Genomic DNA, 22999 nt, shown 5'->3' on the forward strand with positions numbered 1-22999 from the left:
AACTGCTCGAAAAACTCTGACAAAAGGCGGGTTCCCCCGCCTCACTTAAGGGGGGTTCCCCACCCCACAACAAAAGGCCCGCCAGAAACGGCGGGCCTTTTTTGCTAAACGGCATCGCATATCCGAGCAGGAGATCACCCTCAACATCAAGGCCCCGCCTGCCGATATCTCGATCCCGCTCTACATCATCGAGCAGGACCACGAGGCCGCTGCCACCGCGTGGAAAGCTTGATATTTGCGCAGCGTGGTGGGCATTGCGCGCGCCGAGACGGCGAAGGGGGCGAGTCGCCTCGCCACCGGATCTAAGGCAATCGAAAACAACCTTTGAATGTCCAGGCAGCGCCCTCGATTGGCGCCTCAACGCGGCCATCCGGGCAAAGTAAAAGCGCCCCACCGGGGGTGCGGGGCGCTTTAAAAGTTTGGTCTGGCGGCGGGTCAGGAGGCCGCGGCAACAGCCCGTTTGGTCATCACGCCAATGAGGTGCGCGCGGTATTCGGCGGTGCCGTGCAGATCAGAGATCATCTCATCGGCAGAGGCCGAAAGCCCGTCCAGCGCCTCGGGCGAGAAGGTGGCGTTCAGCGCCTCCTCGGCCTCGGTCCAGCGGAACACGCCATCATTGCTCGCGCCCGTCACGGCAACCCGCACACCATTGGCGTGCTTGGCCAGAAAGACCCCCACCAGCGAGAAGCGTGAGGCAGGCTGCTCAAACTTCTGGTAGCTGGCCTTTTCGGGGATCGGGAAGCTGACGCTGGTGATGATCTCACCCTCGTTCAGCGCCGTGGTGAACATCCCCTCAAAGAAGTCGTCCGCCGCGATATCGCGCGTGTTGGTGGTGATCGTCGCGCCAGAGGCCAGCGCCGCTGCGGGGTAGCAGGCCGCCGGGTCATTGTTGGCAAGGCTGCCGCCAATGGTGCCCCGGTTGCGCACCGCCGGATCGCCGATTTTGCCCGCCAGCGCCGCAAGGGCCGGATAGGCCGAAGCCGCCTCGGCGGCCACCGTGCCATGGGTGGTTGCGCCGCCCACGGTGAGGGTGCCGCCCGAAGCGTTGACGCCCTTCATCTCGGCGATGCCGGTGAGGCTCACCAGCGTTTCCGGGGCGTTCAGGCGTTGCTTCATGGTGGGGATCAGGGTTTGCCCGCCCCCCAGCGCCTGTGCGTCTTCATGGGCCAGGGCCTCTGCCGCCTCGGCCACGCTTCCGGGTTTTACGAACTCGAAGTTGTGCATGGGTTTTCCTCCTCAGCCGTTGATCGCGGACCACACCCGGCTGGGTGTGAGCGGCATGTCGATATGGGTCACATCATGATGGCCGGCGCGTTGCACCGCGTCCACCACAGCGTTGACAACTGCGGGCGGCGAGCCGATCGCACCAGCCTCACCGCAGCCCTTTACCCCAAGCGGGTTGTGGGTGCAGGGGGTCTGGCAAGAGTGATCCACCTTGAACATCGGCATATCAGCCGCACGCGGCATCGCGTAGTCCATGTAGGAGCCGCTCAAAAGCTGGCCATCGCTGTCATAGGCGCAGTTTTCCAGCATCGCCTGGCCAATGCCCTGCGCGATCCCGCCGTGCACCTGGCCTTCCACGATCATCGGGTTGATCACATTGCCAAAGTCATCGGCGGCGGCGAAGGCCAACACCTCAACCTTGCCTGTCTCCGGGTCCACCTCAACCTCGCAGCAGTAGGCGCCCGAGGGGTAGGTAAAGTTGGACGGATCGTAAAAGGCCGTCTCTTCCAGCCCCGGCTCGATCTCTTCGAGCGGGTAGTTGTGCGGCACATAGGCGGCCAGCGTGACATCGCCCCAGGCCACCGATTTATCGGTGCCCGCCACGCTGAAGGCGCCGTCCTTCAACTCGATATCCCCTTCGGAGGCTTCAAGCAGGTGCGCGGCGATCTTCTTGGCCTTGTTGATGATCTTCTGGGTCGCCTTGACCATGGCCGAGCCGCCCACCGCAAGCGAGCGCGAGCCATAGGTGCCCATGCCCATCGGCGTGTTGGCGGTATCGCCGTGAACAATCTCGATCTGGGTGGCATCAATGCCGATCATATCGGCCACCACCTGCGGGAAGGCGGTTTCATGGCCCTGCCCGTGAGAGTGCGATCCGGTCATCACCGTGATCGAGCCGGTGGCGTTCACCCGTACCGTGGCGCTTTCATAAAGGCCCGCCCGTGCGCCAAGCTGGCCCACAAGGTTAGAGGGCGCAATGCCGCAAGCCTCGATGTAGCAGTTAAGGCCGAGGCCCCGCAGCTTGCCCCTGGCCTTGCTCTCCGCAACGCGGCTCTCAAAGCCCGAAACATCGGCGATTTCCAGCAGCTTATCCATCGTCGCGTTATAATCGCCGGTGTCATATTCCACCGCCACCGGGGTGGCATAGGGGAACTCGGTGATAAAGTTCTGGCGGCGCAGCGCAACCGGATCAACCCCCAGCTCCCGCGCGGCTTTGTCCACAACCCGCTCCAGTTGGTAGCTCGCTTCCGGGCGACCGGCGCCGCGATAGGCGTCAACCGGCACGGTGTTGGTGAACACGGCTTTGACGTTCACGTAAACCAGCGGCGTCTTGTAGTTGCCCGCCATCAGCGTGCCATGCAGCCAGGTTGGCACCGAGGGCGCGAAGGTGGAAAGATAGGCCCCCATGTTTGCGTAGGTGTCGGTGCGCAGCGCGACAAAGTTGTTGTCGCTGTCCAGCGCCAGCTCGATCTTGGAAACGTGATCGCGGCCATGCGCATCGCTTATGAAGGCTTCCGAGCGCGAGCTGGTCCACTTTACCGGGCGGTTCACCTGCTTTGAGGCAAAGGTGCAAAAGGCCTCTTCGGCGTAGTGGAAGATCTTGGTGCCAAAGCCGCCGCCCACATCAGGCGCAACAACCCGCAGCTTGTTTTCGGGGATGCCCAGCACGAACGCGCCCATCAGCAGGCGGATCATATGCGGGTTCTGGCTGGTGGTGTAGAGCGTGTAATCGCCGGTGCCCGCGTGATAATCGCCCACGGCAACGCGCGGCTCCATCGGGTTGGCGACAAGGCGGTTGTTGCGCAGCTCAAGCGTGGTGACATGGGCGGCATTCTTGATCGCCTCATCCACCGCGTCACGGTTCTCCTCCACAAAACCCCAGTCATAGCAAAGGTTGCTCGTGAGGTCGTCGTGGACCTTGGGCGCGCCGTCTTGCAGCGCTTCCTTCATGTCCACCACGGCGGGGAGTTCTTCGATGTCGTATTCGATCGCCTCGGCGGCATCGCGTGCCTGCTCGGGGCTTTCGGCCACAACGGCGGCCATCGGATCGCCGACATGGCGCACCTTGCCCTGCGCCAGAACCGGGTGCGCCGGTTCCTGCATCACCTCGCCAAAGCGGTCTGTCACCTGCCAGCCGCAGGGGATGCCGCCAACGCCTTCAAAGTCCTTGCCGGTGAAAACCTTCACCACGCCGGGCATCGCCTCGGCATCGGCGGTGTCGATCTTGTTGATCCGGCCATGCGCTACGTCAGACCGCAGAAAATACACATAGGTCTGGCCATGAATGTTGATGTCGTCGGTGTACCGGCCCTTGCCGGTGAGGAACCGAACGTCCTCGCGCCGTTTTGTGCTGGCGCCAATGCCTCCGTCTTTCGGCATCTGAAGTCCTCCCTGGGGTGGTGAGTTGCCCCACCTTGATTGTTGTCCGCCCGCGCTCAATGGGTCTTGGCCATCGCTCGGGGGGCGGTGCTTTTACTCGGCGGCGATGGCGCTCACGTCCTGCCCGGAGGCGGCCATGATCGCCTTGACGATGTTGTGGTAGCCCGTGCAGCGGCAGATATTGCCCTCAAGGTAATCCCGGATCTCCGTTTCGCTCGGTTTGGGGTTTTCCTTGAGCAGCGCCGCAGCGCTCATCACCATACCGGGGGTGCAAAAGCCGCACTGAAGCCCGTGATGCTCCTGAAACGCCGCTTGAATGGTGTTCAGCGAGCCATCGGCATTGGCCTGGCCTTCGATGGTGCTCACGTCGGCGCCATTGGCCTCCTGGGCAAACATCGTGCAGCTTTTTACCGGTTCGCCGTTCACATGCACCACGCAGGCCCCGCACTGGCTGGTGTCACAGCCTACATGGGTGCCGGTGAGGCTGAGTTCCTCGCGTAGAAATGTCGAAAGGAGAGTTCGCCCCTCCGCCTCGCCGGTCATGGGCTTGCCATTGACCGTGATTGTTACAGAAGCCATCGCTTTCCTCCCTATATTAGTCCTTGCTGGATGCGCCCGGTTTATCAGGCGCCTGTGCTGGGTGCCGGCCCCTCTTTCGGGGGCCGCGCAGGGCTGCGTTCAACCGCCGGTCATGCGCTTGATCCAACCCTTCTTTTCATCGCCACCGCCCTCGGCGGCTTCGGCCATGTCCTGCCCGCTTTCGTCCTCGTCCTGCGGGCCTTCGATGGTTTGCTGAAACCGTTCAAAAAACTGGTCGGCCATGCGCTTGGCAAAGCCGTCGATGATGCGGCTGCCAAGCTGGGCCAGCTTGCCGCCCACCTTGGCTTCCACGTTGTAAGCCAGCTCGGTGCCCTCTGGCACAGGCGTCAGCGTTACATCGGCCCCGCCCTTGGCAAAGCCCGCAGCCCCGCCCTTGCCTTCACCGCTCATGGTGAGGCTGCTGGGCCTGTCCATATCCGAGAGCGTCACCGCGCCTTTGAAGGTGGCCTTCACCGGGCCAACCTTTTGCACGACCACGGCGTCAAAGCCGTCTTCCGGTGATCCATGCATTTCCCGGCAGCCGGGAACGCAGGCCTTGAGCACCTCCGGATCCAGCAGCCCGTTCCAAACGGTCTGTGGATCAGCCTTGATGATGCGGCTGCCCTTGAGTTCCATGAATCACCTCCCTGACGTTTCATTCAGCCTAGCAGTGCGCGGCTGAGAGCCAATGCGACCAAAGGCTATGTCAGGGTTTATCAGGCCAGCGCAGGCGGGGAAGCGCAAGCGTTCATTTGGGTTTCCGCATCGCGCTGGCCCCGGCACTACACTGGCCCAAGCCCCGGCGCGGAATTTCTTCTCCCCCCGACCTTTTGGCAAGTGACCGCTATTGCCTGCATGCGTAAGCTTGTCCCATGGCACATACCAATTCAGACCCTTCCACCAAAGCCGCCTTCACCGGATGGGCGCTCGTGGTTGATGATCATCCGCTGTTTTGCGACGCGCTTGAGCTTACCCTCACCACCGTTGCATCCTTTTCTGGCGTGCGCACCGCTGACCGGCTGGAAAAGGCGCTTGAAATGCTGGTGGATGACACGCCCTCGCTGGTGGTGCTTGATCTCAACCTGCCCGATGTGAGCGGCCTTGACGGGCTAATGCGCCTCAAGGCCACGGCGCGGGATGTGCCGGTGATCGTGGTCAGCTCCATGGCCGAGAATCAGGTGATCTCCGCCGCGCTTCAGGCCGGGGCGGCGGGCTTTGTGCCCAAGCACAGCCCCCGCAGCACCTTCCGCGAGGCGCTTGCAACCGTTGCGCGCGGCGAAAGCTATCGCCCCGAGGGCTACGTTGAAACCCCGCCCGAGGGCAAAGGCCCCGATGCCATGGCCCGCCTCTCAACCCTCACCGCACAGCAGGCGCGCATCCTGCAATTGATCTGCCTTGGCAAGCTGAACAAGCAAATCGCCTATGATCTGTCGATCGCCGAAACCACGGTGAAAGCCCATGTCACCGCGATCATGCGCAAGCTCGGCGTGCAAAGCCGCACCCAGGCGGTGCTGGTGGCAAATGAGGCGCGCTTCGCTGGCGGCTTGCCAAGCGCCTCGGTCGACACCTAAGATCAAGCGTCGGACCGGGTTGCGCCGCGCGCGCGCCCCGCTCCCGGCCCATCTGTGGACACCAAGGCGAAGGGAGGAGCGCTGCGTGAGCCATGACACCCGCTTTGGCGGCGCGTCCAATCCCGTGCAGCCCGCGATGCCGCAGCCCCAGGGGCCGCGCACTGCCGAGGTGTTTGCCAATGACGCCGATCCGGTTTCTGCGCTGGTCGAGGGGCTGGGCGAGGGGCCTTTTGCGCTGATCTGCCTCTTTGTCAGCCCCGATGGCCCCTTTCGTGCGGTCACCGCTGAGGCAACCCGCCGCTTTGCGCCCGCGCCGGTGATGTCCTGCACCACGGCGGGCGAGATCGGGCGCACCGGCTATGTTGAAGGGCGGATCATCGCCGTTGGCTTTCCGGCGGCTGATTTTGCGGCCTCGGCGGTGATGTTTCGCTCGCTCAGTGCCTCCGATCCCCTCAGCTTTGCCGATGAATTGGTGCGCTCGCGCCTCACCCTGTCTGCATCGGTGCCGCATATGGAAAGCAGCTTTGCCTTCCTCATGGTCGATGGGCTGTCGCTCAAGGAAGATATCCTCGCCGCCTCGCTCTCTCCCGCGCTGGGCGGAATGCCGTTCTTTGGCGGCTCTGCAGGCGATGGCGTGGATTTTGAGCGCACCCGCGTGGCCCTCGGGGCCGAAACCGCACAGGATGCCGCCGTTCTGGCGGTCATCCGCACCGATCTGCCGATCCGGGTGTTCACCCTTGATCACCTGCGCCCCACCGAGGAGCGCATGGTGGTGACCGAGGCCGAACCCGGCGCCCGCATCGTCAAAACCATCAACGCCGAGCCTGCGGCGCGTGAATATGCCCGCATCGTTGGCAAAGACCCCGACGGGCTTGATACCTTCACCTTCGCGGCGCACCCGGTGGCGGTGCGCATCGGGAACCGCCACCACGTTCGCGCCATTCAGCGCGTCACCCCGTCTGGCGAGTTGCAGTTCTTTTCGGCGATTGATGAGGGCATGGTGCTCACCGTGGCCGAAAGCGCCGATATTTCGCAGCACCTTGAGGCCGAGCTTTCGGCGCTGGCCAATCCGCAGCCGCCGCTCTCGGTGCTGTCCTGCGATTGCCTGCTGCGCCGGATCGAGGCCGAACAAGGCCAAACGATCCGCGCCCTCTCCGATACGCTGGCACGCCACCGCGTTGTCGGGTTTTCAACCTATGGTGAGCAATTCGGGCCGCTGCATGTCAACCACACGATGACCGGCGTTGCCTTCTACCCACGGCCCGCGTCAGACTAGCCCCATGCTGGTAAACCCGAACGACAGCCTTGAGCGCCAGAACGAAAAGCTCCTCAGGATCACCGAGGCGCTGATGCGCCGGGTTGAGCAAAAGAGCGAGGAAAGCGGCCTCGCCTATGCCCAGTTTGAGCGCGCTTCGCTGCTGGAAGGGCGGGTCAGCGAGCGCACCGCGCAGCTTGAGCGCGCGCTTGATCTTTTGCAGGAAAGCAACGCGCGCCTCGGGCAGGCCAACCGCGAGGCCGAATCCGCGCAGAAAAACCTCGCCGATGCCATCGAAACCGTGGCCGAGGGCTTTGCCCTGTTTGACAGCAACGAGCGGCTGGTGCTGGCCAACAGCCGCTTTTGCCGGGACCTTTATGATATCAAGCCGCGGCTGTCTCAGGGGCTGCCGTTTGCCGCCTACGTGCAGGCAGTGTCCGAAAGCCGCGAGCTTTCGCTGCCCTCCGCCGTTACGCCCGGCGATTGGGCCGCCCGCCGGATGAGCCGCCACGGCGATGCCCACAGCTCCTTCAATGTGGAGCTGAAGGGAGATCGCTGGTTGCAGGTGTCCGAGCATCGCACCGCCTCTGGCGGCACGGTGATCCTGCAAACCGATGTGACCAAAATCCTGCGGGCCGAGCGGCGCGAGCGCGAGAAGTTGCAGCACGGGCACGCCCAGATGCTGCGCGCCACGATTGACCACCTCACCCAAGGGGTGGCGATCTTTGATGCCCAGGCCCGGCTGGCGGGCTGGAATGACCGGCTTGTCGAACTGTTCGGCATCGCGCTGGCCCCCTCTGCGGTGGGGGCCGGGTTCAGGGCCGTCTGCGAGCGGATCAGCGCATCGTGCCGATTTGTTGATCGGCTCACCCCCGAGGCGCTGGTTGAATGGGCGGGCAGCCGCGCCGGGCGTAGCTCTCTCACCTTTGAGCTGGCCACCGAGGCGGGCCGCATCCTTGAGGCTTTTGCCCAGGAGTTGCCCGACCGGGGCTTCATGATCTCGGTGAGCGATGTCACCGCCGAGCGCCAGGCCGCCCGCTCCCTGCAACAGATCAACGAGTTGCTGGAAAAGCGGGTTGAGGCCCGCACCCTAGAGCTTGAGGATGCTCTCGCCGCGGCCGAGCGCGCCAATGCTTCCAAATCCCGCTTTGTCGCGGCGGCGAGCCACGATCTGATGCAGCCGCTTTCTGCCGCCAAGCTCTTTGTGTCCTCGCTGCGGGACCGGGTTGAGAGCCCGCCCGCGCTGGAACTTGCCGCCAAGGCCGGGCAGGCGCTGGGCAATGTCGAAGAGATCATCACCGCGCTGCTCGATATCTCAAGGCTCGATGCAAGCAAGGATGTGTTCGACGTGCAGTCGGTGCCGTTGCGGGCGGTGTTTGAGCCGCTGCGCCACCAGCTAGAGCCGCTGGCCCGCCAAAAGGGGCTTGGCCTGCATATCGTGGCCAGCGATCTGGTGGTGCGCAGCGATCCGGGGTTCCTGCGTCGCATCGTGCAAAACCTGCTGTCCAACGCGCTGCGCTACACCTCCACGGGCAAGGTGCTGGTCGGGGTGCGCCGCAATGGCGGCTCGGCGCGGATCGAGGTGTGGGATACCGGGCCGGGCATTGCGCCTGAGGATCAACGCCTGATCTTTCAGGAGTTCCAGCGCCTTGGCGCGGCCTCCACCCATGCCGCCTCTGATGGGCTGGGGCTGGGGCTGGCCATTGTGGAACGTGCCTGCCATGGGCTGGGCCACCCGCTTTCGCTCTGGTCCGAGCCGGGGCGGGGGAGCTGCTTTTCGCTCAACGTGCCGCTCTGCCGTGGCCCGCACCACCTGCCCGAGGCCCGCACCGTTTGCGCCGAACCTGATCTTACAGACCGCGCCCCGCTGGTGCTGCTGGTCGAGAATGATCCCTCGCTGGCCCGCGCCATCACCATCATGGTCGAGGGGTGGGGCGCGCATGTGCTCCATGCACCCTCCGGCGAGGAGGCGCTTGATCTGCTGGCCGAGGTGCAACTGCGACCCGATGCCCTGCTGCTCGATCAGCAATTGGGGCCGGGGATGACAGGCACCGACCTGTTTCAACTGATGCAACGCCGCTTCGGTGCCATCCCCACCCGCCTGCTCTCGGCTGATCGTTCGCGGGAATTGCGCGAGGCCTGCGCCGCAATGGGCCTTGAATTCATGGGCAAACCGATTGACCGTGAGCGCCTTGGCCGGTTCCTCGCCGCGCTCTGACCACGCGGCCCCTTGTCAAATTCGCACATTTGAATATATAGGGGCGTAGAACAGGATGCCCCAATCGAGTTCCGGCCAGAAACGGCAGGGTTTGGGGCGGTTATAGAAACGCGCAACCTCGGAGGTCTCCCCTCATGGAAACCGAATTTACCCCCTTTGCCTCGCTCGCGGGCGGCGCGCTGATCGGCGCTGCTGCCGTCGCGCTGATGGCCGTTGTCGGGCGCATCATGGGCGCCACCGGCATCCTGGCCGGCTTCGTGCAGCCCGCCTCCTCCTCGGATTGGACATGGCGCGCCGCGATCCTTGCGGGCATGCTCACAGGCCCGCTGGCCTTTTTTGCCCTCACCGGCGGCTTTCCCGAAATCTCGGTGCCAATCTCCACGCCGCTTCTGGCGCTCGGCGGGGTGATCGTGGGGCTCGGCGTGACCTATGGCGCGGGCTGCACCTCCGGCCACGGCGTTTGCGGCATGGCCCGCCTGTCTCCGCGCTCCATCGTGGCCACCCTGTCGTTCATGGTGGGCACGGCGATCACCGTTTACGTCATGCGCCATGTGCTTGGTCTGGGGGTCTGATCCAATGTCGAAATCCGTTGTCAAACTCGCCAGCCTCTATGCCATCGGCCTTGTCTTTGGCCTTGGTATCTCCATGTCCGGCATGGCCAACCCGGCCAAAGTGCTCAACTTCTTTGATGTGTTCGGCACATGGGACCCTTCGCTCATGTTCGTGATGGGGGGCGCTGTTGTGGTCACCTTCTTTGGCTACAAACGCGTGTTGCGCCGCCCCGGCCCGCTGCTGGAAACCAGGTTCAACCTGCCCGCCACCCACCAGATTGATGCCCGCCTGATCGGCGGCTCTCTGGTGTTTGGCATCGGCTGGGGGATCGCCGGGTTCTGCCCCGGCGGGGCCTTGCCCGCGCTCGGCACCGGCCGCTACGAGGTGATCGTCTTCGTTGCCGCCCTGGTGGTGGGGATCTTCATCGCCAAGGCCCTGCAAAAGGCAACGGCCAAGTCCAAAACTGCCCGCGCCTAGGCCCGGCACCTCAGCTCACAAAGGAGACCCGTCATGACCGATTATCCGGTGAACATGGATATCAAACCCAAGGTCGAAGCCTTCTTTGATCCGGCAACCAACACGATCTCCTATGTCGTGAAAGACCCTGCCTCAAACGCCTGCGCGGTGATCGATTCGGTGATGGATATCGACTACGCCGCAGGCCGCATCACCTATGATAACGCCGATGAGATCATCGCCTATATCGAGCAGAATGACCTGTCGCTCGAATGGCTGATCGAAACCCACGTCCACGCCGATCACCTCTCTGCCGCGCCCTATATCCAGGGCAAGCTGGGCGGCAAGATCGGCATCGGCAGCCAGATCATGGTGGTGCAGGATACCTTCGGCAAGGTCTTCAACGAAGGCACCGAGTTCCAGCGCGACGGCTCGCAGTTTGACCGTTTGTTCGAGGATGGTGATACCTACAAGATCGGGCAAATGGACGCGGTGGCGATCTACACCCCCGGCCACACCCCCGCTTGCATGGTGCATGTGATGGGCAACGCCGCCTTCGTGGGTGACACGCTGTTCATGCCCGATGGCGGCTCGGCCCGTGCCGATTTCCCCGGCGGCGATGCGGCCACGCTCTATGAGTCGATCACCAAGGTCTTGTCGCTGCCCGACGATATGCGCCTGTTTATGTGCCACGATTACGGCCCCAATGGCCGTGACATCAAGTGGGAGACGACAGTGGGCGAGGAGCGCAAGCACAACATCCACGTGGGTGAGGGTAAGACTCGGGATGATTTCATCCAATTCCGCACCGAACGTGACGCGCAGCTTGATATGCCTCGGCTCATCATCCCTTCGCTGCAAGTCAATATGCGGGCGGGCGAAATTCCCAAAGACAAGGACGGCAAGCCAATGCTTAAAGTCCCGGTGAACGGCCTTTGAGTCGCCGCCAGATACCCCAGATCAAACCCGCCGGTCCAACCCGCCCGAAACGCGCAGCACCGGCCCCGTCGCTCATGGGAGGGCACCGATGGACATCAAGAAACTAGCCGATAACGTCTCGGTTTCGCCCCAGATCATGCCCGATGAGCTGCCCGCCATCGCGGCAAAGGGCTTTCGCTCGATCATCTGCAACCGCCCCGATGCGGAAGGCGCCGACCAGCCCGGCCATGAAGAGATTGAAGCCGCCGCAAAGGCCGCCGGGCTTGAGTTTCGCCACCTTCCCGTGACCCCCGGCATTGTGACCGACGACACCGCCGAGCAGTTTTCCACCGCGACAGAGGCACTGCCCGGCCCGGTCCTCGCCTACTGCCGCACCGGCACCCGCTCGGCCACGCTCTGGTCCCTGGCCGAGGCCTCCCGCCGCCCGCTCCCCGAAATCCTCGCCGCCACCAAGCAGGCGGGCTACGATATGAACGGCGTCGCCCGGCGCATCGCCAACGGCGGCAAAACCCCCACCGATACCGGCGATGCCAAGTTTGATGTCGTGATCGTTGGCGCCGGGGCGGCGGGCATTTCCACCGCCGCTTCGCTGCTGGCGCGCAAATCCAACCTTGAGATCGCGGTGATCGACCCGGCGGATATCCACTATTACCAGCCCGGCTGGACAATGGTGGGCGCTGGCATCTTCGAGCCGTCGCAAACGGCCAAAACCATGGGCAGCCTTATTCCCAAAGGTGTCCACTGGATCAAATCAGCCGTCGCGGCCTTTGAGCCAAAAGACAACGCCGTGGTGCTCGATGGCTGCCGCGTGGTGAAGTATGACCGCCTTGTCGTTTGCCCGGGCATCAAGCTTGATTGGGCCGCGATCGACGGGCTTGAAAGCACGCTCGGCAAGAACGGCGTTACCTCCAATTACCGCTACGACCTCGCGCCCTATACATGGGAGCTGGTCAGCTCCATGAAATCTGGCCGCGCGATCTTTACCCAGCCGCCGATGCCGATCAAATGCGCCGGTGCGCCGCAAAAGGCGATGTATCTTTCCGGCGATGCCTGGCACCGCGCGGGCGTGCTCGGCAATATCGACATCCAGTTCAACAACGCCGGCGGCGTGCTCTTCGGGGTCAAGGATTATGTGCCTGCGCTTGAGGAATACGTCGCGAAATATGGCGCGACCTGCAATTACTTCCACACCCTCATCGCCGTGGACGGCCCCGCCAAAACGGCGACCTTCGAGGTGAAGAACCCCGACACCGAGGCGCAAACCGTCGAGATGGGTTTTGACATGATGCATGTCTGCCCGCCGCAAACCGCGCCCGATTTCATCCGCGTGTCGCCGCTGGCCGATGCGGCAGGCTGGGTCGATGTGGATCAAGCCACCCTGCGCCACAAGGAGTTTGATAACATCTGGTCGCTCGGGGATGTGATGAACGCGCCCAACGCCAAAACCGCCGCCGCCGCACGGGTGCAAGCGCCCGTCGTGGCCCAAAACATCGCCGAGGATATCGAGGGCCGCTCGCCCTCGGCGCAGTATAATGGCTATGGCTCCTGCCCGCTCACCGTTGAACGCGGCAAGATCGTGCTGGCCGAGTTTGGCTATGGGGGCACCCTGTTGCCGTCGTTCCCCAAGTGGGTGCTCGACGGCACCAAGCCCACCCGCGCGGCATGGCTGCTGAAGGAAAAGGTGCTGCCGCCGATCTACTGGAAGGCCATGCTGCGTGGCCGCGAGTGGATGGTAAAGCCCGAGAAGATCACCGCCGGGTAACGCCGGTCCCTGCAAGGGCCGGTTCGCCGTCCTCCCCGGATGGGGCGAGCTGGCCCGGTACTTTTGCGATAAGTCCCCGATGGGGCGCCAAGGAAGAAACAGAGAAGAGCCCCGATGCCCCGCCTCCTGCGCAAATACCTGCCGATCTTTGAATGGGGCCGTGGCTATGGCCGCGAGGCTCTTTCGAATGATCTGATCGCCGCTGTGATCGTCACGATCATGCTGATCCCGCAGTCGCTCGCCTATGCGCTGCTCGCCGGGCTGCCGCCCGAGGCTGGGCTTTATGCGTCAATCGTGCCGATCATGCTCTACGCGCTCTTTGGCACCTCCCGTGCGCTGGCGGTGGGGCCGGTGGCGGTTGTGTCGCTGATGACAGCGGCTGCGGTGGGCGAAGTGGCCCAGCAGGGCACGGCGGGCTACGCGGTGGCCGCGCTCACCCTTGCGGGCATGTCCGGCGCCATACTTCTGGTGCTCGGCATCTTCCGGCTGGGGTTTCTGGCCAATTTCCTCTCCCACCCGGTGATCGCGGGCTTTATCACCGCTTCGGGCCTCCTGATCGCCAGTTCGCAGTTGAAGCATATCATGGGCGTGCCGGGCGGCGGGCATAACCTGCTGGACATCATCGGAAACCTGTTTCTGCAACTTGGCCGGATCAACTATGCCACGCTGGTGATAGGCGTCGCGGCAACGGCCTTCCTGTTCTGGGTCCGTAAGGGGCTAAAGCCGATGCTGCTCAAGGTGGGCCTGAAGCCGCGTATGGCCGATATCGCCACCAAGGCCGGGCCGGTGGCGGCTGTTGTTGCCACCACGCTGGCCGCCGGGGTGTTTTCGCTGGAGGGCCACGGCGTGGCGATCGTTGGCACCGTGCCCCAGGCCCTGCCGCCCTTCACCATGCCTGACCTCTCGCTTGATCTCATGCGCCAGCTCTTTGTGCCGGCGCTGCTGATATCGGTCATCGGCTTTGTCGAGTCGATCTCGGTGGCCCAAACCCTCGCCGCCAAGAAGCGCCAGCGCATCGACCCCGACCAGGAGCTGATCGGCCTCGGGGCCGCCAACCTCGGCGCGGCCTTCACCGGCGGCTACCCGGTGACCGGCGGCTTTGCCCGCTCGGTCGTCAACTTTGATGCCGGGGCCGAAACCCCCGCTGCGGGGGCCTTCACTGCTGTGGGCCTGGCCATTGCCGCCGTGGCGCTCACCCCGTTGATCTACTTCCTGCCCAAGGCAACGCTGGCGGCCACCATCATCGTTGCCGTGCTCAGCCTTGTTGATTTCTCGATCCTGCGCACCGCCTGGTCCTACTCCAAGGCCGATTTCGCCGCCGTTCTGGCCACCATCCTGCTGACCCTCGGCTTTGGCGTGGAAACCGGGGTGATGGCAGGGGTGATGATCTCGATCGGGCTTTTCCTCTACCGCACCTCCCGGCCCCATATCGCCGAGGTTGGCCTGGTGCCGGGCACCCAGCACTTCCGCAACATCCGCCGCCACATGGTTGAAACCGACACCTCGATGCTGACCATCCGCATCGACCAAAGCCTCTACTTCGCGAACGCCCGCTTCCTTGAGGACTATGTGCTGGATCGCACCGTTGATTGCCCCGGCCTCAAGCATGTTGTGCTGATGTGCTCGGCGGTCAACGAGATTGATCTTTCGGCGCTTGAAAGCCTTGAGGAGCTGATGCACCGGCTCAGCGATCTGGGGATCAAGCTGCACCTTTCGGAGGTGAAAGGCCCGGTGATGGACCGCCTGCACGGCACCCATTTCCTCAAGGCGCTAACGGGTGAGGTGTTCCTGTCGCAGTATGATGCCTACTCCCGGCTTCACCCCTCCAACGCGGCAGTCGCCTGATCATGGGGCGGCGGCGGGCCTCACACCAGGGCGTCTTCGCCCAGCAGATTTTCGAGCGTAAATTTCCCATCCACCAGATCGCTCAGGGGGATGCCATCCATCGCGGCGAAGAACGAGTCTCGCGCTGCGGCCAATATCCGCTTGAGCGCGCACTCCGGGCCCGAGGGGCAGTTTTCGGCCCGCTTGGTGAAACAGCTGGAAATCGGAAACTCCGACTCAAAGTCACGAAACACCTGCCCCACGTCGATCTCATCTGCCGGACGCGCCAGTCTCAGCCCGCCCCTCCGGCCCCGAATCGTTTTGATATAGCCCGTCTGCGCCAGTTGATTGATCACCAGCCCCAAATGCGCTTTGCTCGCGTCACAGGCCTCGGCGATCTGTGCCTTGCGCAGAGTCTCCCCCTCATGTGCCGCACACAAAGTAAGCGTGCGCACCGCCAGAATAGTTTTTACAGTCAACCGCATTTAAACCGTTCTTCCCCAACCAATCACGCAGTGCCCTCCTCCGGCACTGTCCAACCTCATGACATAGATCGCCTTTTAGCGGAACCGGTGCGTGTTACTCGCGCAAAAAATTCAGGAGTTGTTGTCGAATGACCGCCCCAGCAGAAAGCCCCTCCGCGCTGCCCGAAAACGGGTTGGCGCATTTCCCGATCTCCTTCTTTTCAGTCCTTATGGGCGGCTTTGGCCTCACCATCGCGTTGCTGCGCGGCGCAGATGCGCTGGGCTTTTCGGCGTTGCCGGGGGTGATCTCGCTCTGGGTGTTCGGCGTGGTTTTCGCCGTTGTGGCGCTCACCTACCTGACGAAGGCGCTGCGCTATCCCGGCCAAATCGTCTGGGAGTGGAATCACCCTGTGCGAATCAATTTCTTCCCGGCCATGTCGATCTCGGTATTGCTCTTTGCCACCGCGCTTTGGGCGGCGGGCTACGCCGATCTGGCGCGCCCCCTTTGGGTGGTCGGCGCGGCGGGTCAGGCGGCGCTTACCCTCGCGGTGGTCGCAAGCTGGATCTCGCACCGTGCCTTTATGCCCGGCCAGCTTGGGCCAGCGTGGTTCATCCCGGCGGTGGGCAATATCGTCGCCCCGGTGGCGGGGGGCGCACTCGGGTTTGCGGAGCTTAGCTGGTATTTCTACGCCACCGGCATGATCTTCTATTTCGTGCTGCTCACGCTGGTGATGAACCGGCTGTTCTTCCATGATCCTATCCCGGCCAAGCTCCAGCCAACGCTGGTGATCCTGATCGCACCGCCCGCGATCGGCTTCATCGCCCATTCGGCGCTGGTTGGCGGGCTTGATCCCATGGGCCGCGTGCTGGCCATGGCCACTGTGCTCTTTACCGGGATTGTGCTCACGCAACTGCGCAAACTGCTGCGCGTGCCCTTTTCCATGGCGTTCTGGGCGCTGTCCTTCCCGGTCGCCGCGCTGGCCCTGGCCTGCTTTCGCTACGCCGAGCTTGCGGGGATCAAGGGCTTTCTCTGGGGCGGCGCGGCGGCGCTGGCGATCCTGCCGGTGATCATTCTGGTGTTGGCTTTCAAAACCGTGAAAGGCCTGCTGAGCGGCGAAATCTGCGTGCCAGAGTAGGGCACCCTAACGCAACCGGATCACCGGGGCTGGCCCTATCGGTGCTGGCCCCAGCCAGGTTTGCCCGCCTCTGAAACTCAGCGGAATGTCCAGCGTTTTGGGGCTTCCGGCAAGCTGGCTGATCAGCCCCAGCGCCGTTTCAATCGGCCCCTGAAATTCAGAGGGGATCAACCCAGAGGCCACGCTCACCTGCAAGATATCGCGCCAGTTCGTGGCCTTCACCAGCAACGATCCGGTCGGCTGGCCGCCCTCGTCCACGGTGAACGCCCCGGCCAGCTTCAGCTCCAACTGCCCCCACCGGGCCTCGGCAAGGGACACCGTCACCTCGCGTGGCTGTGGCCTTGCGCGCTCAATCGCGTAACGGTCCCAGGGGGCCGAAAAGGTGACGGTAATATCAGCCTCCACCGCATCCAGCGTGTCGGGCAGGATATCCGCGCTGTTCAGCCGGGCGAGCAGCGGTGAGGGCAGTTTCCACGCCTTCGCCTTCAGGCTGATCTGGTGGGTCAGCGGCTCGTCGGCCCCTTCGGGCACCACCCGCGTGGCGACCCGCGCCTGCTCCAGCGCGCCATTCCAGCCCGCATCGGAGCGCACCTCGATCGCATCAATCTCAAAGCTGGCGCGCCGCAGCGCAAGGCCGCTGTCAGGCGTCAGCACCATTGAGCCGCGCAGCCGCTCGCTTTGCACATCCAGCCGCTCCAGCGGGGTTTGCAGCACCTGCGTGTCGGGCCAAACTGCAATCAGATGGTGCGGCTTGTAACTCAGCGCCAGCGTTTGAAAGAACGGCGCGGTCCAAACCCACCCCGTGCGCGGATCGGCCAGCTCAAGCGCAGTTACCGTCAGATCAAACCGGCTGGGAAAACCGCGCACATTCACCTCGTCCCACTCCGCCAGCCAGCCATCGTCCCGCCGCTCGTCCAGCCAGTGCTCCACGGCCGTTTCAAGGCCCCGCGCGCCAACAAACCAATAGCCGCCGTAAAGGCCAGCGGCGACGAGGCAGATCACAATGAGACGGCGGATCATGGGGCAGGTCCTTGGCGGGGGTGCGGCGCGGGTGCAGCAGGGGGCTTCCGGTTTTTTTCGCGATCTGGTTTACCGGGGCAATGGTAAAAAGGCGAGGCGCATGATCCCTGACAGCGAAATCCCCGATCCCCTCTGGGTCTTTGGCTACGGCTCCCTGCTGTGGAACCCCGGCTTTGCGGTGGCCGAAAGCGTTGTGGCGCGGCTTGATGGCTACCACCGCGCCTTTTGCATGTCGTCGATCCACCATCGCGGCACCGTTGAAGACCCGGGCCTTGTGTTGGCGCTGGATGAGGTCGAAGGCGCGTTTTGCCAGGGCGTTGCCCTGCGGGTGACACCGGGCGAGGAGGCGCCGGTTCTGGCGGCGCTGCGCGAGCGCGAGCTTGTGTCATCGGCCTATCTTGAGCGCGGCGTCATGCTCCAGCCCGCCGATTCCCGCCCTCCGCTGCGCGCGCTGGCCTATGTGATCGACCCGGACCATGAGCAATATTGCGGCGCCCTCACCCTTGAACGCCAGGCCGAGATCATATCGGCAGCCGTTGGCGGGCGTGGCCCCAACACCGAATACCTGTTCAACACGGCAGACCATCTCACCGAAATCGGCATCGCTGATGCTGATCTCACCTGGCTGGCCAACCGCCTGCGCGGCTAGGCGCTTTGCCCGCCGCGCCAACTTGTGATTGGCAACTGGCGCGCCCATGCTTATCCTCCCCTCAGCGCAAGAAGGGCGAGCCCCCCGCATGAGCAGACCAGAGGCCGAAGCCGAGCCGTATTTTTCCCAACCCGTGCGCCAGGTGGTGCAAATGCTGGCGGTGGTCCTGCTGGTGATCGCTGGCGGCTACCTGATCCTGCCCACCGTCCGCCCGGTCATCCTGTCAAACCTCTGGCTCAACGGGGCGATCGGGCTGGTCTTTCTGGTCGGCGTCTTCGCCTGCTTCTGGCAGGTCTACCAACTCATCAGCTCGGTCCGCTGGATCGAGGATTTCACCCGCGAGGGGCGCAAGGCCTCTGCCAAGGTGCCGCGCATTCTGGCCCCTCTGGCCACCCTTCTGCGCTCCCGGCGCGGGCGGATGCAAATCCCCGCGTCGTCCTCCCGCTCCATCCTCGAATCTGTCGTGACCCGCATCGAAGAGCTGCGCGACATTACGCGCTACCTCGTTAACCTGCTGATTTTCCTTGGCCTTCTTGGCACCTTCTATGGCCTCGCCACCACCGTGCCCGCCGTGGTCGAAACCATTCGCTCGCTCGCGCCGCAGGAGGGCGAAGGCGGGGTCGAGGTGTTTTCCCGGCTCATGGGCGGGCTTGAGGCGCAGCTTGGCGGCATGGGCACCGCCTTTGGCTCATCGCTTCTGGGCCTCGCAGGCTCGCTCATCGTTGGCCTGCTCGAACTCCTCGCCAGCCACGGCCAAAACCGCTTTTACCGCGAGCTGGAGGAATGGCTTTCATCCATCACCCGCGTCTCCTTTGGTGGGGAGGAGGGCGGCGAGCCCTCCGCGATGTCCGGCATCCTCGACCATATGTCCGAGCAAATGGAAACCATGCGCGAAATGTTCATCCAGTCCGATATCGCCCGCGCCGGGCTTGAGGACCGCATGGCACAGATCGCTACCTCCATCGAAAGCCTCGCCCTCACCCTTTCGGCCGAGCGTGAAAGCCTGCCGCTGCTCGCCCGCATCGCCGAGGCGCAAGAGGCCGCGCTCGCCCGCACCGCCGAGGATTCCGGCACCGATGCCGAGTCCCGGATGCGCCTGCGCTCGATCGACACCCAGCTTCTCGCCCTGCAGGAAGACATTGCCGCCGGTCGCCAGGAAAGCATCGCCGGCCTGCGGGATGATATCGCCGGCCTCACCCGCGTGATCCGCAATGCGTCCCGCCCGGCTGCGGGGGGGCAGTAAATGTCCCTCGCGCGGCGCTCCGGGCAACGCTTCAACGCAACCATCTGGCCGGGTTTCGTTGATGCGATGTCAGCGCTCTTGCTGGTGATGATGTTCGTGCTGTCGATCTTCATGATCGTGCAATTCATGCTGCGTGAAACCATCACAGGGCAGGAAAGCGAGCTGAACGCGCTTTCGGTTGAACTCGCCTCGCTGGCCGATAGCCTTGGCCTTGAGCGCGCCCGCGTCGCCGGGCTCACCGCCGATCTTACCGCCGCCGAGCAGGACGCCACCCGCCAATCTGCCCTTATTGCCTCGCTGCGCGGCCAGATCGCCTCGGGGGAAGAGGCGCTGAATAACGCGCAAACCCGGATCACCGGCTTTGAAGCGCAGGTTGCCAGCCTTTTGGCCGAGCGTAACGCGGCCCGCGCCGAAGGGGCCGAACTGGCGCAAACCCTCGCCGCCACCGAAACCCGCGCCGCCACGCTGGAGCAGGCCCTCGCCGCCGCCCGCACCGAGGTTGATGCCCAAACCGAGGCCGCCCGCCTGTCTGCCGCCCGCCGCGAGGCGCTTCAGGCGCTGGTGGCGGATCTGCAATCCGAAACCGAGGCACAGGCCGCCGCCGCAACCGCCCTTCAGCAAGACCTGTCAGAAGAGGAAGCCGCCCGCATCGCCGAAGCCGCCGCCGCCGAGGCCCTGCGCGCGCGCCTCAAGGGGGCCGAGGATGAGCTGACGGCGATGACCCTCGCGCTGGAGGCGCAGCGCCAGCAGGCCGAAGACACGCTCACCCTGCTGGCCGCCGCCAAATCCGCCGAAGAGGACCTCAACGCCAGGCTCGCCGTTGCCCTGGCTGATGTGTCGCGCCTTGAAACCAAGGCCACCACAGGCGCAACCGCCGCCGAAGAGGCCGCCCGCCTTTCTGCCGCACTGGCCGTCGCCGAGGCCGAGATCGCCGCCCTTGGCACCTCCCGCAGCGCCGCCGAGGCCAATGTTGCCGCCCTTACAGCCCGCGCCGAAGCCGCCGAAACCGCGCTCGCCGAGGCGCAGCAGGCCAACGCCCGCCTCATGGCCGAAAACGAGGCCCTGCGCGCCGATGTGGGCGATAGCGCCGAGGTGCGCGAAAAGCTCGCCGCCGCCCTCGCCGCGAAGCTTGCCGCTGAGCAGGCGGTGACCACGGCGCAAACCGAGGCCGAGCGCCGCGCCGCCCTCCTTGCCACCGCCAATGCCGAGCTTTCCACTAAAGAGGCCGCCGCCGCCGAAAGCCAGCGCCGCCTTGCCCTGCTCAACGAGCAAGCCGCCGCCCTGCGCGGCCAGCTTGGCGCGTTGCAAGCCCTGATCGACGAGGCCGCCGAGCGTGACGCCGACGCAAAGGTGCAGATCGATTCCCTTGGCTCACAGCTCAATTCCGCCCTTGCCCGCGCCGCCGCCGAGCAGCGCCGCCGCGCCGATCTGGAGGCCGCCGAGCGCCAGCGCCTCGAAGCGGCCCAAAAAGACCTGGAGCAATACCGCTCAGAGTTCTTTGGCCGCTTGCGCGAGGTCGTCGGCAATACCGAAGGCGTGCAGATCGAGGGAGACCGTTTTGTGTTTTCCTCCTCCGTCCTCTTCCCCCCCGCCCGCGCTGACCTGAGCGATGATGGCAAGGCCGAGGTGCGCAAGGTCACCGCCCTCCTGACCCGCCTCGCCGCCGATATCCCGCCCGGGATTGATTGGATCATCCGGGTCGATGGCCACACCGATGCCACGCCGCTGTCGGGCTTTGGCGAATATGCCGACAATTGGGAGCTTTCGCAGGCTCGCGCCCTTTCGGTGGTGCGCTACATGCAGTCTCTTGGCGTCGCGCCGGACCGTCTGGCCGCCAACGGCTTTGGAGAGTTCCAGCCCGTCGCAGAGGGCGACAGCCCCGAGGCTCTGGCCAGCAACCGCCGCATCGAGCTTAAGCTGACCGAGCGTTAAGCCCCGCACCCGGCTACCGTGCGCCCGGTTAGCTTAACCATGCCGCGCGAAACCGCGTGTGCATGGGATGTGCATCGGTTGTGTATGGATTGTGGCTGTAGTCTTTTTGCGGTTAACAGCCGCAAATCACCCTTTGATATACCGAAAGATTGCCGAAGCGCCCCAGCCCGCCGCAATCGCAATGGCAAGCGATAACACCCCGTAAATAAACGGTCTTTCATGGGCCAGCGCATATATCCAGCGCTCCAGCCCCACCTTGCTCACATGGATCGTCGTCGCTTGGCGCGCAACAACCCGCCCGTCGCGCGTCAGGAAGATCCGCGTCAAATAACTCCCCTCCGTCAGGTTCGCCGGAAGCGCGATATGGGCCCGGAAAAGCGTGTTTTCCTTCAGCGTTACCTCGCCAGTATGCACCGCATAAAGCCCTGATTCCTCACGGATTCTGATGAGTGCCTCGGTAAATTCCGCAGTGTTCTCTGCCCCCGCCCGGATCGCCTTTGGAATGCTCAGCGCATAGCGCGCATCCTGCGCCGGGGTCAGCATATCTTCCAGCGGATGGGTGGTCACAACGTGATAAAAGCTCGGTGCCGCCGCCACTTTCACCGCCTCGGAATTCACCCAAACACCTGCTTTCCTTGCCTTTTTTCGCACCATGATCGGCTCCGCCGGTCCGGACACCGATATGATCACCCCCAGCGGCGCTTCGGATTTTGCGTCTTTCACCGCGCCAAAAACAAGGATTTCAGAGCCATCGAAAGTTGCGGTGATCCCGACCCGTGATTGGCTCAAATCGGCCACAACGCCCTCTTGCGCCATCGCCGGAAAGGCCAGCAAAACAAGGCCGATAAGGGCGAACGCCCCGCGCATCACCGCGCCCCCCAGACCGAGAGCGAATAAAGCTCCGAGGGCTTCAAAAGCAGATCCAGCGCCAGCATCCCGCAGACCAGCATCACCATCCCGGCAAGCAGTATCCGCAGCTGCTCGGCCTTCAAATGCACCCCAATCCGCGTCCCGATCTGCGCCCCCAGAACGCCCCCGATCAGCAGCAAAAGCGCCAGCGCCATATCAACGGTGTAGTTTGTTGTGGCGTGCAAAAGCGTGGTGAACCCGGTGACAAAGATGATCTGCAAAAGCGAGGTGCCGATCACCACTTTCGTTGGCATTCCAAGGATATAGATCATCGCCGGCACCATGATGAACCCGCCGCCAACCCCCATGATCGCCGCCAGCACACCCACCGCAAATCCCACAAGGATCGGCGGGATCACCGAAATATAAAGCCCCGAGGTGCGAAACTTCATTTTCAGCGGCAGCGCGTGGACCCAGCCATGCTTGCGCCGAGGCGGCAGCTTGGTGCCGGGATTGCGCGAGCGGCGAATGGCGCGCAGGCTTTCAAAAAACATCAGCGTGCCAATGATCCCCAAAAACACCACATAGCAAACCGTTACCAGCAGATCGACCTGCCCCAACCCCCTGAGAATATTGAAAACATACACGCCAACCGCCGCCCCGATCAACCCCCCGACCATCAGGACAACGCCCATGCGCATGTCGACGGTCTTTCGCCTCAGGTGCGCCAGCACGCCCGAAAAGGACGAGGCGACGATCTGGTTGGCCGAGGTTGCCACGGCCACAGCAGGCGGAATCCCTACAAAAAACAGCAACGGCGTGATCAGGAAACCACCGCCCACGCCAAACATGCCGGAGAGGATTCCCACCAGCCCGCCAAGCCCCAGTAGAAGGAAAGCGTTCACCGATACTTCGGCGATGGGGAGGTATATCTGCATCCTTTTCCT

General features: G+C 63.9%; 21 protein-coding genes. 12 read left to right on the top strand and 9 right to left on the bottom strand.

Annotated features, from left to right (window positions below):
* The 5 genes from P1U55_RS08595 to P1U55_RS08615 all read right to left on the bottom strand — a co-directional run.
* Positions 1-202 (bottom strand): hypothetical protein (locus P1U55_RS08595; RefSeq protein WP_301047138.1); only part of this gene is annotated, 202 nt, incomplete at its 3' end.
* 233 nt (positions 203-435) lie between these two features.
* The gene (locus tag P1U55_RS08600) at positions 436-1224 is read right to left on the bottom strand and encodes an FAD binding domain-containing protein (protein ID WP_301047139.1); all 789 of its coding nucleotides are present in this window, start codon (positions 1222-1224) and stop codon (positions 436-438) included.
* 12 nt (positions 1225-1236) lie between these two features.
* The gene (locus P1U55_RS08605) at positions 1237-3603 is read right to left on the bottom strand and encodes a xanthine dehydrogenase family protein molybdopterin-binding subunit (RefSeq protein WP_301047141.1); all 2367 of its coding nucleotides are present in this window, start codon (positions 3601-3603) and stop codon (positions 1237-1239) included.
* Between the two features lie 93 nt (positions 3604-3696).
* A complete protein-coding gene (locus tag P1U55_RS08610) occupies positions 3697-4182 on the bottom strand; it encodes a (2Fe-2S)-binding protein (RefSeq protein ID WP_301047142.1) in 486 nt (161 codons plus the stop codon).
* A gap of 99 nt (positions 4183-4281) precedes the next feature.
* Positions 4282-4818, bottom strand: coding sequence for a CoxG family protein (locus tag P1U55_RS08615; RefSeq protein WP_301047143.1), 537 nt, complete (start codon positions 4816-4818; stop codon positions 4282-4284).
* A 236-nt stretch (positions 4819-5054) separates the two neighbouring features.
* Between P1U55_RS08615 and P1U55_RS08620 the strand changes: the two genes are divergently transcribed.
* From P1U55_RS08620 to sulP, 8 genes are all read left to right on the top strand, one after another.
* Positions 5055-5753, top strand: coding sequence for a response regulator transcription factor (locus P1U55_RS08620; RefSeq protein ID WP_301047144.1), 699 nt, complete (start codon positions 5055-5057; stop codon positions 5751-5753).
* 85 nt (positions 5754-5838) lie between these two features.
* Positions 5839-7029, top strand: a complete 1191-nt coding sequence (locus P1U55_RS08625; RefSeq protein ID WP_301047145.1) for an FIST N-terminal domain-containing protein — start codon at positions 5839-5841, stop codon at positions 7027-7029.
* A gap of 4 nt (positions 7030-7033) precedes the next feature.
* Positions 7034-9226, top strand: a complete 2193-nt coding sequence (locus P1U55_RS08630) for a PAS-domain containing protein (RefSeq protein ID WP_301047147.1) — start codon at positions 7034-7036, stop codon at positions 9224-9226.
* A gap of 134 nt (positions 9227-9360) precedes the next feature.
* On the top strand, positions 9361-9798 hold the full coding sequence (locus tag P1U55_RS08635; protein WP_301047148.1) for a YeeE/YedE thiosulfate transporter family protein: 438 nt from the start codon (positions 9361-9363) through the stop codon (positions 9796-9798).
* Between the two features lie 4 nt (positions 9799-9802).
* Positions 9803-10255, top strand: coding sequence for a DUF6691 family protein (locus P1U55_RS08640; RefSeq protein WP_301047149.1), 453 nt, complete (start codon positions 9803-9805; stop codon positions 10253-10255).
* Between the two features lie 33 nt (positions 10256-10288).
* Positions 10289-11173 (top strand): MBL fold metallo-hydrolase, encoded by an 885-nt coding sequence (locus P1U55_RS08645; protein WP_301047150.1) that lies wholly within the window; start codon positions 10289-10291, stop codon positions 11171-11173.
* An 88-nt stretch (positions 11174-11261) separates the two neighbouring features.
* The gene (locus P1U55_RS08650) at positions 11262-12935 is read left to right on the top strand and encodes a bifunctional protein tyrosine phosphatase family protein/NAD(P)/FAD-dependent oxidoreductase (RefSeq protein ID WP_301047151.1); all 1674 of its coding nucleotides are present in this window, start codon (positions 11262-11264) and stop codon (positions 12933-12935) included.
* 114 nt (positions 12936-13049) lie between these two features.
* On the top strand, positions 13050-14780 hold the full coding sequence (sulP, locus tag P1U55_RS08655; protein WP_301047152.1) for a SulP family inorganic anion transporter: 1731 nt from the start codon (positions 13050-13052) through the stop codon (positions 14778-14780).
* A gap of 20 nt (positions 14781-14800) precedes the next feature.
* Here sulP and P1U55_RS08660 read toward each other — a convergent pair whose 3' ends face one another.
* Positions 14801-15244 (bottom strand): Rrf2 family transcriptional regulator, encoded by a 444-nt coding sequence (locus tag P1U55_RS08660; RefSeq protein ID WP_301047153.1) that lies wholly within the window; start codon positions 15242-15244, stop codon positions 14801-14803.
* Between the two features lie 128 nt (positions 15245-15372).
* Here P1U55_RS08660 and P1U55_RS08665 point away from each other — a divergent pair, with 128 nt between their 5' ends.
* Positions 15373-16359, top strand: a complete 987-nt coding sequence (locus P1U55_RS08665) for an SLAC1 anion channel family protein (protein ID WP_301047154.1) — start codon at positions 15373-15375, stop codon at positions 16357-16359.
* 6 nt (positions 16360-16365) lie between these two features.
* Here the strand turns inward: P1U55_RS08665 and P1U55_RS08670 are convergent, their stop codons facing one another.
* Positions 16366-17379 (bottom strand): DUF2125 domain-containing protein, encoded by a 1014-nt coding sequence (locus P1U55_RS08670; RefSeq protein WP_301047155.1) that lies wholly within the window; start codon positions 17377-17379, stop codon positions 16366-16368.
* 100 nt (positions 17380-17479) lie between these two features.
* On the opposite strand from P1U55_RS08670, the gene P1U55_RS08675 reads away from it, so the two are divergent.
* The 3 genes from P1U55_RS08675 (at position 17480) to P1U55_RS08685 (ending at position 21203) form a co-directional block, all read left to right on the top strand.
* On the top strand, positions 17480-18028 hold the full coding sequence (locus tag P1U55_RS08675) for a gamma-glutamylcyclotransferase (protein ID WP_301047156.1): 549 nt from the start codon (positions 17480-17482) through the stop codon (positions 18026-18028).
* An 88-nt stretch (positions 18029-18116) separates the two neighbouring features.
* Positions 18117-19271, top strand: coding sequence for a biopolymer transporter ExbB (locus P1U55_RS08680; protein WP_301047157.1), 1155 nt, complete (start codon positions 18117-18119; stop codon positions 19269-19271).
* Positions 19272-21203: a peptidoglycan -binding protein gene (locus tag P1U55_RS08685; RefSeq protein ID WP_301047158.1), complete on the top strand. Its 1932-nt coding sequence runs from the start codon at positions 19272-19274 to the stop codon at positions 21201-21203.
* A gap of 126 nt (positions 21204-21329) precedes the next feature.
* Here the strand turns inward: P1U55_RS08685 and P1U55_RS08690 are convergent, their stop codons facing one another.
* Both P1U55_RS08690 and P1U55_RS08695 read right to left on the bottom strand, forming a co-directional pair.
* The gene (locus P1U55_RS08690) at positions 21330-22070 is read right to left on the bottom strand and encodes a TIGR02186 family protein (RefSeq protein ID WP_301047159.1); all 741 of its coding nucleotides are present in this window, start codon (positions 22068-22070) and stop codon (positions 21330-21332) included.
* Complete coding sequence (locus P1U55_RS08695) at positions 22070-22990, bottom strand: sulfite exporter TauE/SafE family protein (protein ID WP_301047160.1); 921 nt, start codon at positions 22988-22990, stop codon at positions 22070-22072. The genes P1U55_RS08690 and P1U55_RS08695 overlap by 1 nt, the downstream gene beginning before the upstream one ends.
* Between the last annotated feature and the right edge of the window lie 9 nt (positions 22991-22999).

This window comes from Vannielia sp., assembly GCF_029212645.1.
Taxonomy (GTDB): Bacteria; Pseudomonadota; Alphaproteobacteria; order Rhodobacterales; family Rhodobacteraceae; genus Vannielia.

What these genes read in the sequence shown, in the direction of transcription:
- P1U55_RS08600 (WP_301047139.1), bottom strand. Translation starts at nt 1,224, where the DNA reads ATGCACAACTTCGAGTTCGTAAAACCCGGAAGCGTGGCCGAGGCGGCA.
- P1U55_RS08605 (WP_301047141.1), bottom strand. Translation starts at nt 3,603, where the DNA reads ATGCCGAAAGACGGAGGCATTGGCGCCAGCACAAAACGGCGCGAGGAC.
- P1U55_RS08610 (WP_301047142.1), bottom strand. Translation starts at nt 4,182, where the DNA reads ATGGCTTCTGTAACAATCACGGTCAATGGCAAGCCCATGACCGGCGAG.
- P1U55_RS08615 (WP_301047143.1), bottom strand. Translation starts at nt 4,818, where the DNA reads ATGGAACTCAAGGGCAGCCGCATCATCAAGGCTGATCCACAGACCGTT.
- P1U55_RS08620 (WP_301047144.1), top strand. Translation starts at nt 5,055, where the DNA reads ATGGCACATACCAATTCAGACCCTTCCACCAAAGCCGCCTTCACCGGA.
- P1U55_RS08630 (WP_301047147.1), top strand. Translation starts at nt 7,034, where the DNA reads ATGCTGGTAAACCCGAACGACAGCCTTGAGCGCCAGAACGAAAAGCTC.
- P1U55_RS08635 (WP_301047148.1), top strand. Translation starts at nt 9,361, where the DNA reads ATGGAAACCGAATTTACCCCCTTTGCCTCGCTCGCGGGCGGCGCGCTG.
- P1U55_RS08640 (WP_301047149.1), top strand. Translation starts at nt 9,803, where the DNA reads ATGTCGAAATCCGTTGTCAAACTCGCCAGCCTCTATGCCATCGGCCTT.
- P1U55_RS08645 (WP_301047150.1), top strand. Translation starts at nt 10,289, where the DNA reads ATGACCGATTATCCGGTGAACATGGATATCAAACCCAAGGTCGAAGCC.
- P1U55_RS08650 (WP_301047151.1), top strand. Translation starts at nt 11,262, where the DNA reads ATGGACATCAAGAAACTAGCCGATAACGTCTCGGTTTCGCCCCAGATC.
- sulP (WP_301047152.1), top strand. Translation starts at nt 13,050, where the DNA reads ATGCCCCGCCTCCTGCGCAAATACCTGCCGATCTTTGAATGGGGCCGT.
- P1U55_RS08660 (WP_301047153.1), bottom strand. Translation starts at nt 15,244, where the DNA reads ATGCGGTTGACTGTAAAAACTATTCTGGCGGTGCGCACGCTTACTTTG.
- P1U55_RS08665 (WP_301047154.1), top strand. Translation starts at nt 15,373, where the DNA reads ATGACCGCCCCAGCAGAAAGCCCCTCCGCGCTGCCCGAAAACGGGTTG.
- P1U55_RS08670 (WP_301047155.1), bottom strand. Translation starts at nt 17,379, where the DNA reads ATGATCCGCCGTCTCATTGTGATCTGCCTCGTCGCCGCTGGCCTTTAC.
- P1U55_RS08675 (WP_301047156.1), top strand. Translation starts at nt 17,480, where the DNA reads ATGATCCCTGACAGCGAAATCCCCGATCCCCTCTGGGTCTTTGGCTAC.
- P1U55_RS08680 (WP_301047157.1), top strand. Translation starts at nt 18,117, where the DNA reads ATGAGCAGACCAGAGGCCGAAGCCGAGCCGTATTTTTCCCAACCCGTG.
- P1U55_RS08685 (WP_301047158.1), top strand. Translation starts at nt 19,272, where the DNA reads ATGTCCCTCGCGCGGCGCTCCGGGCAACGCTTCAACGCAACCATCTGG.
- P1U55_RS08690 (WP_301047159.1), bottom strand. Translation starts at nt 22,070, where the DNA reads ATGCGCGGGGCGTTCGCCCTTATCGGCCTTGTTTTGCTGGCCTTTCCG.
- P1U55_RS08695 (WP_301047160.1), bottom strand. Translation starts at nt 22,990, where the DNA reads ATGCAGATATACCTCCCCATCGCCGAAGTATCGGTGAACGCTTTCCTT.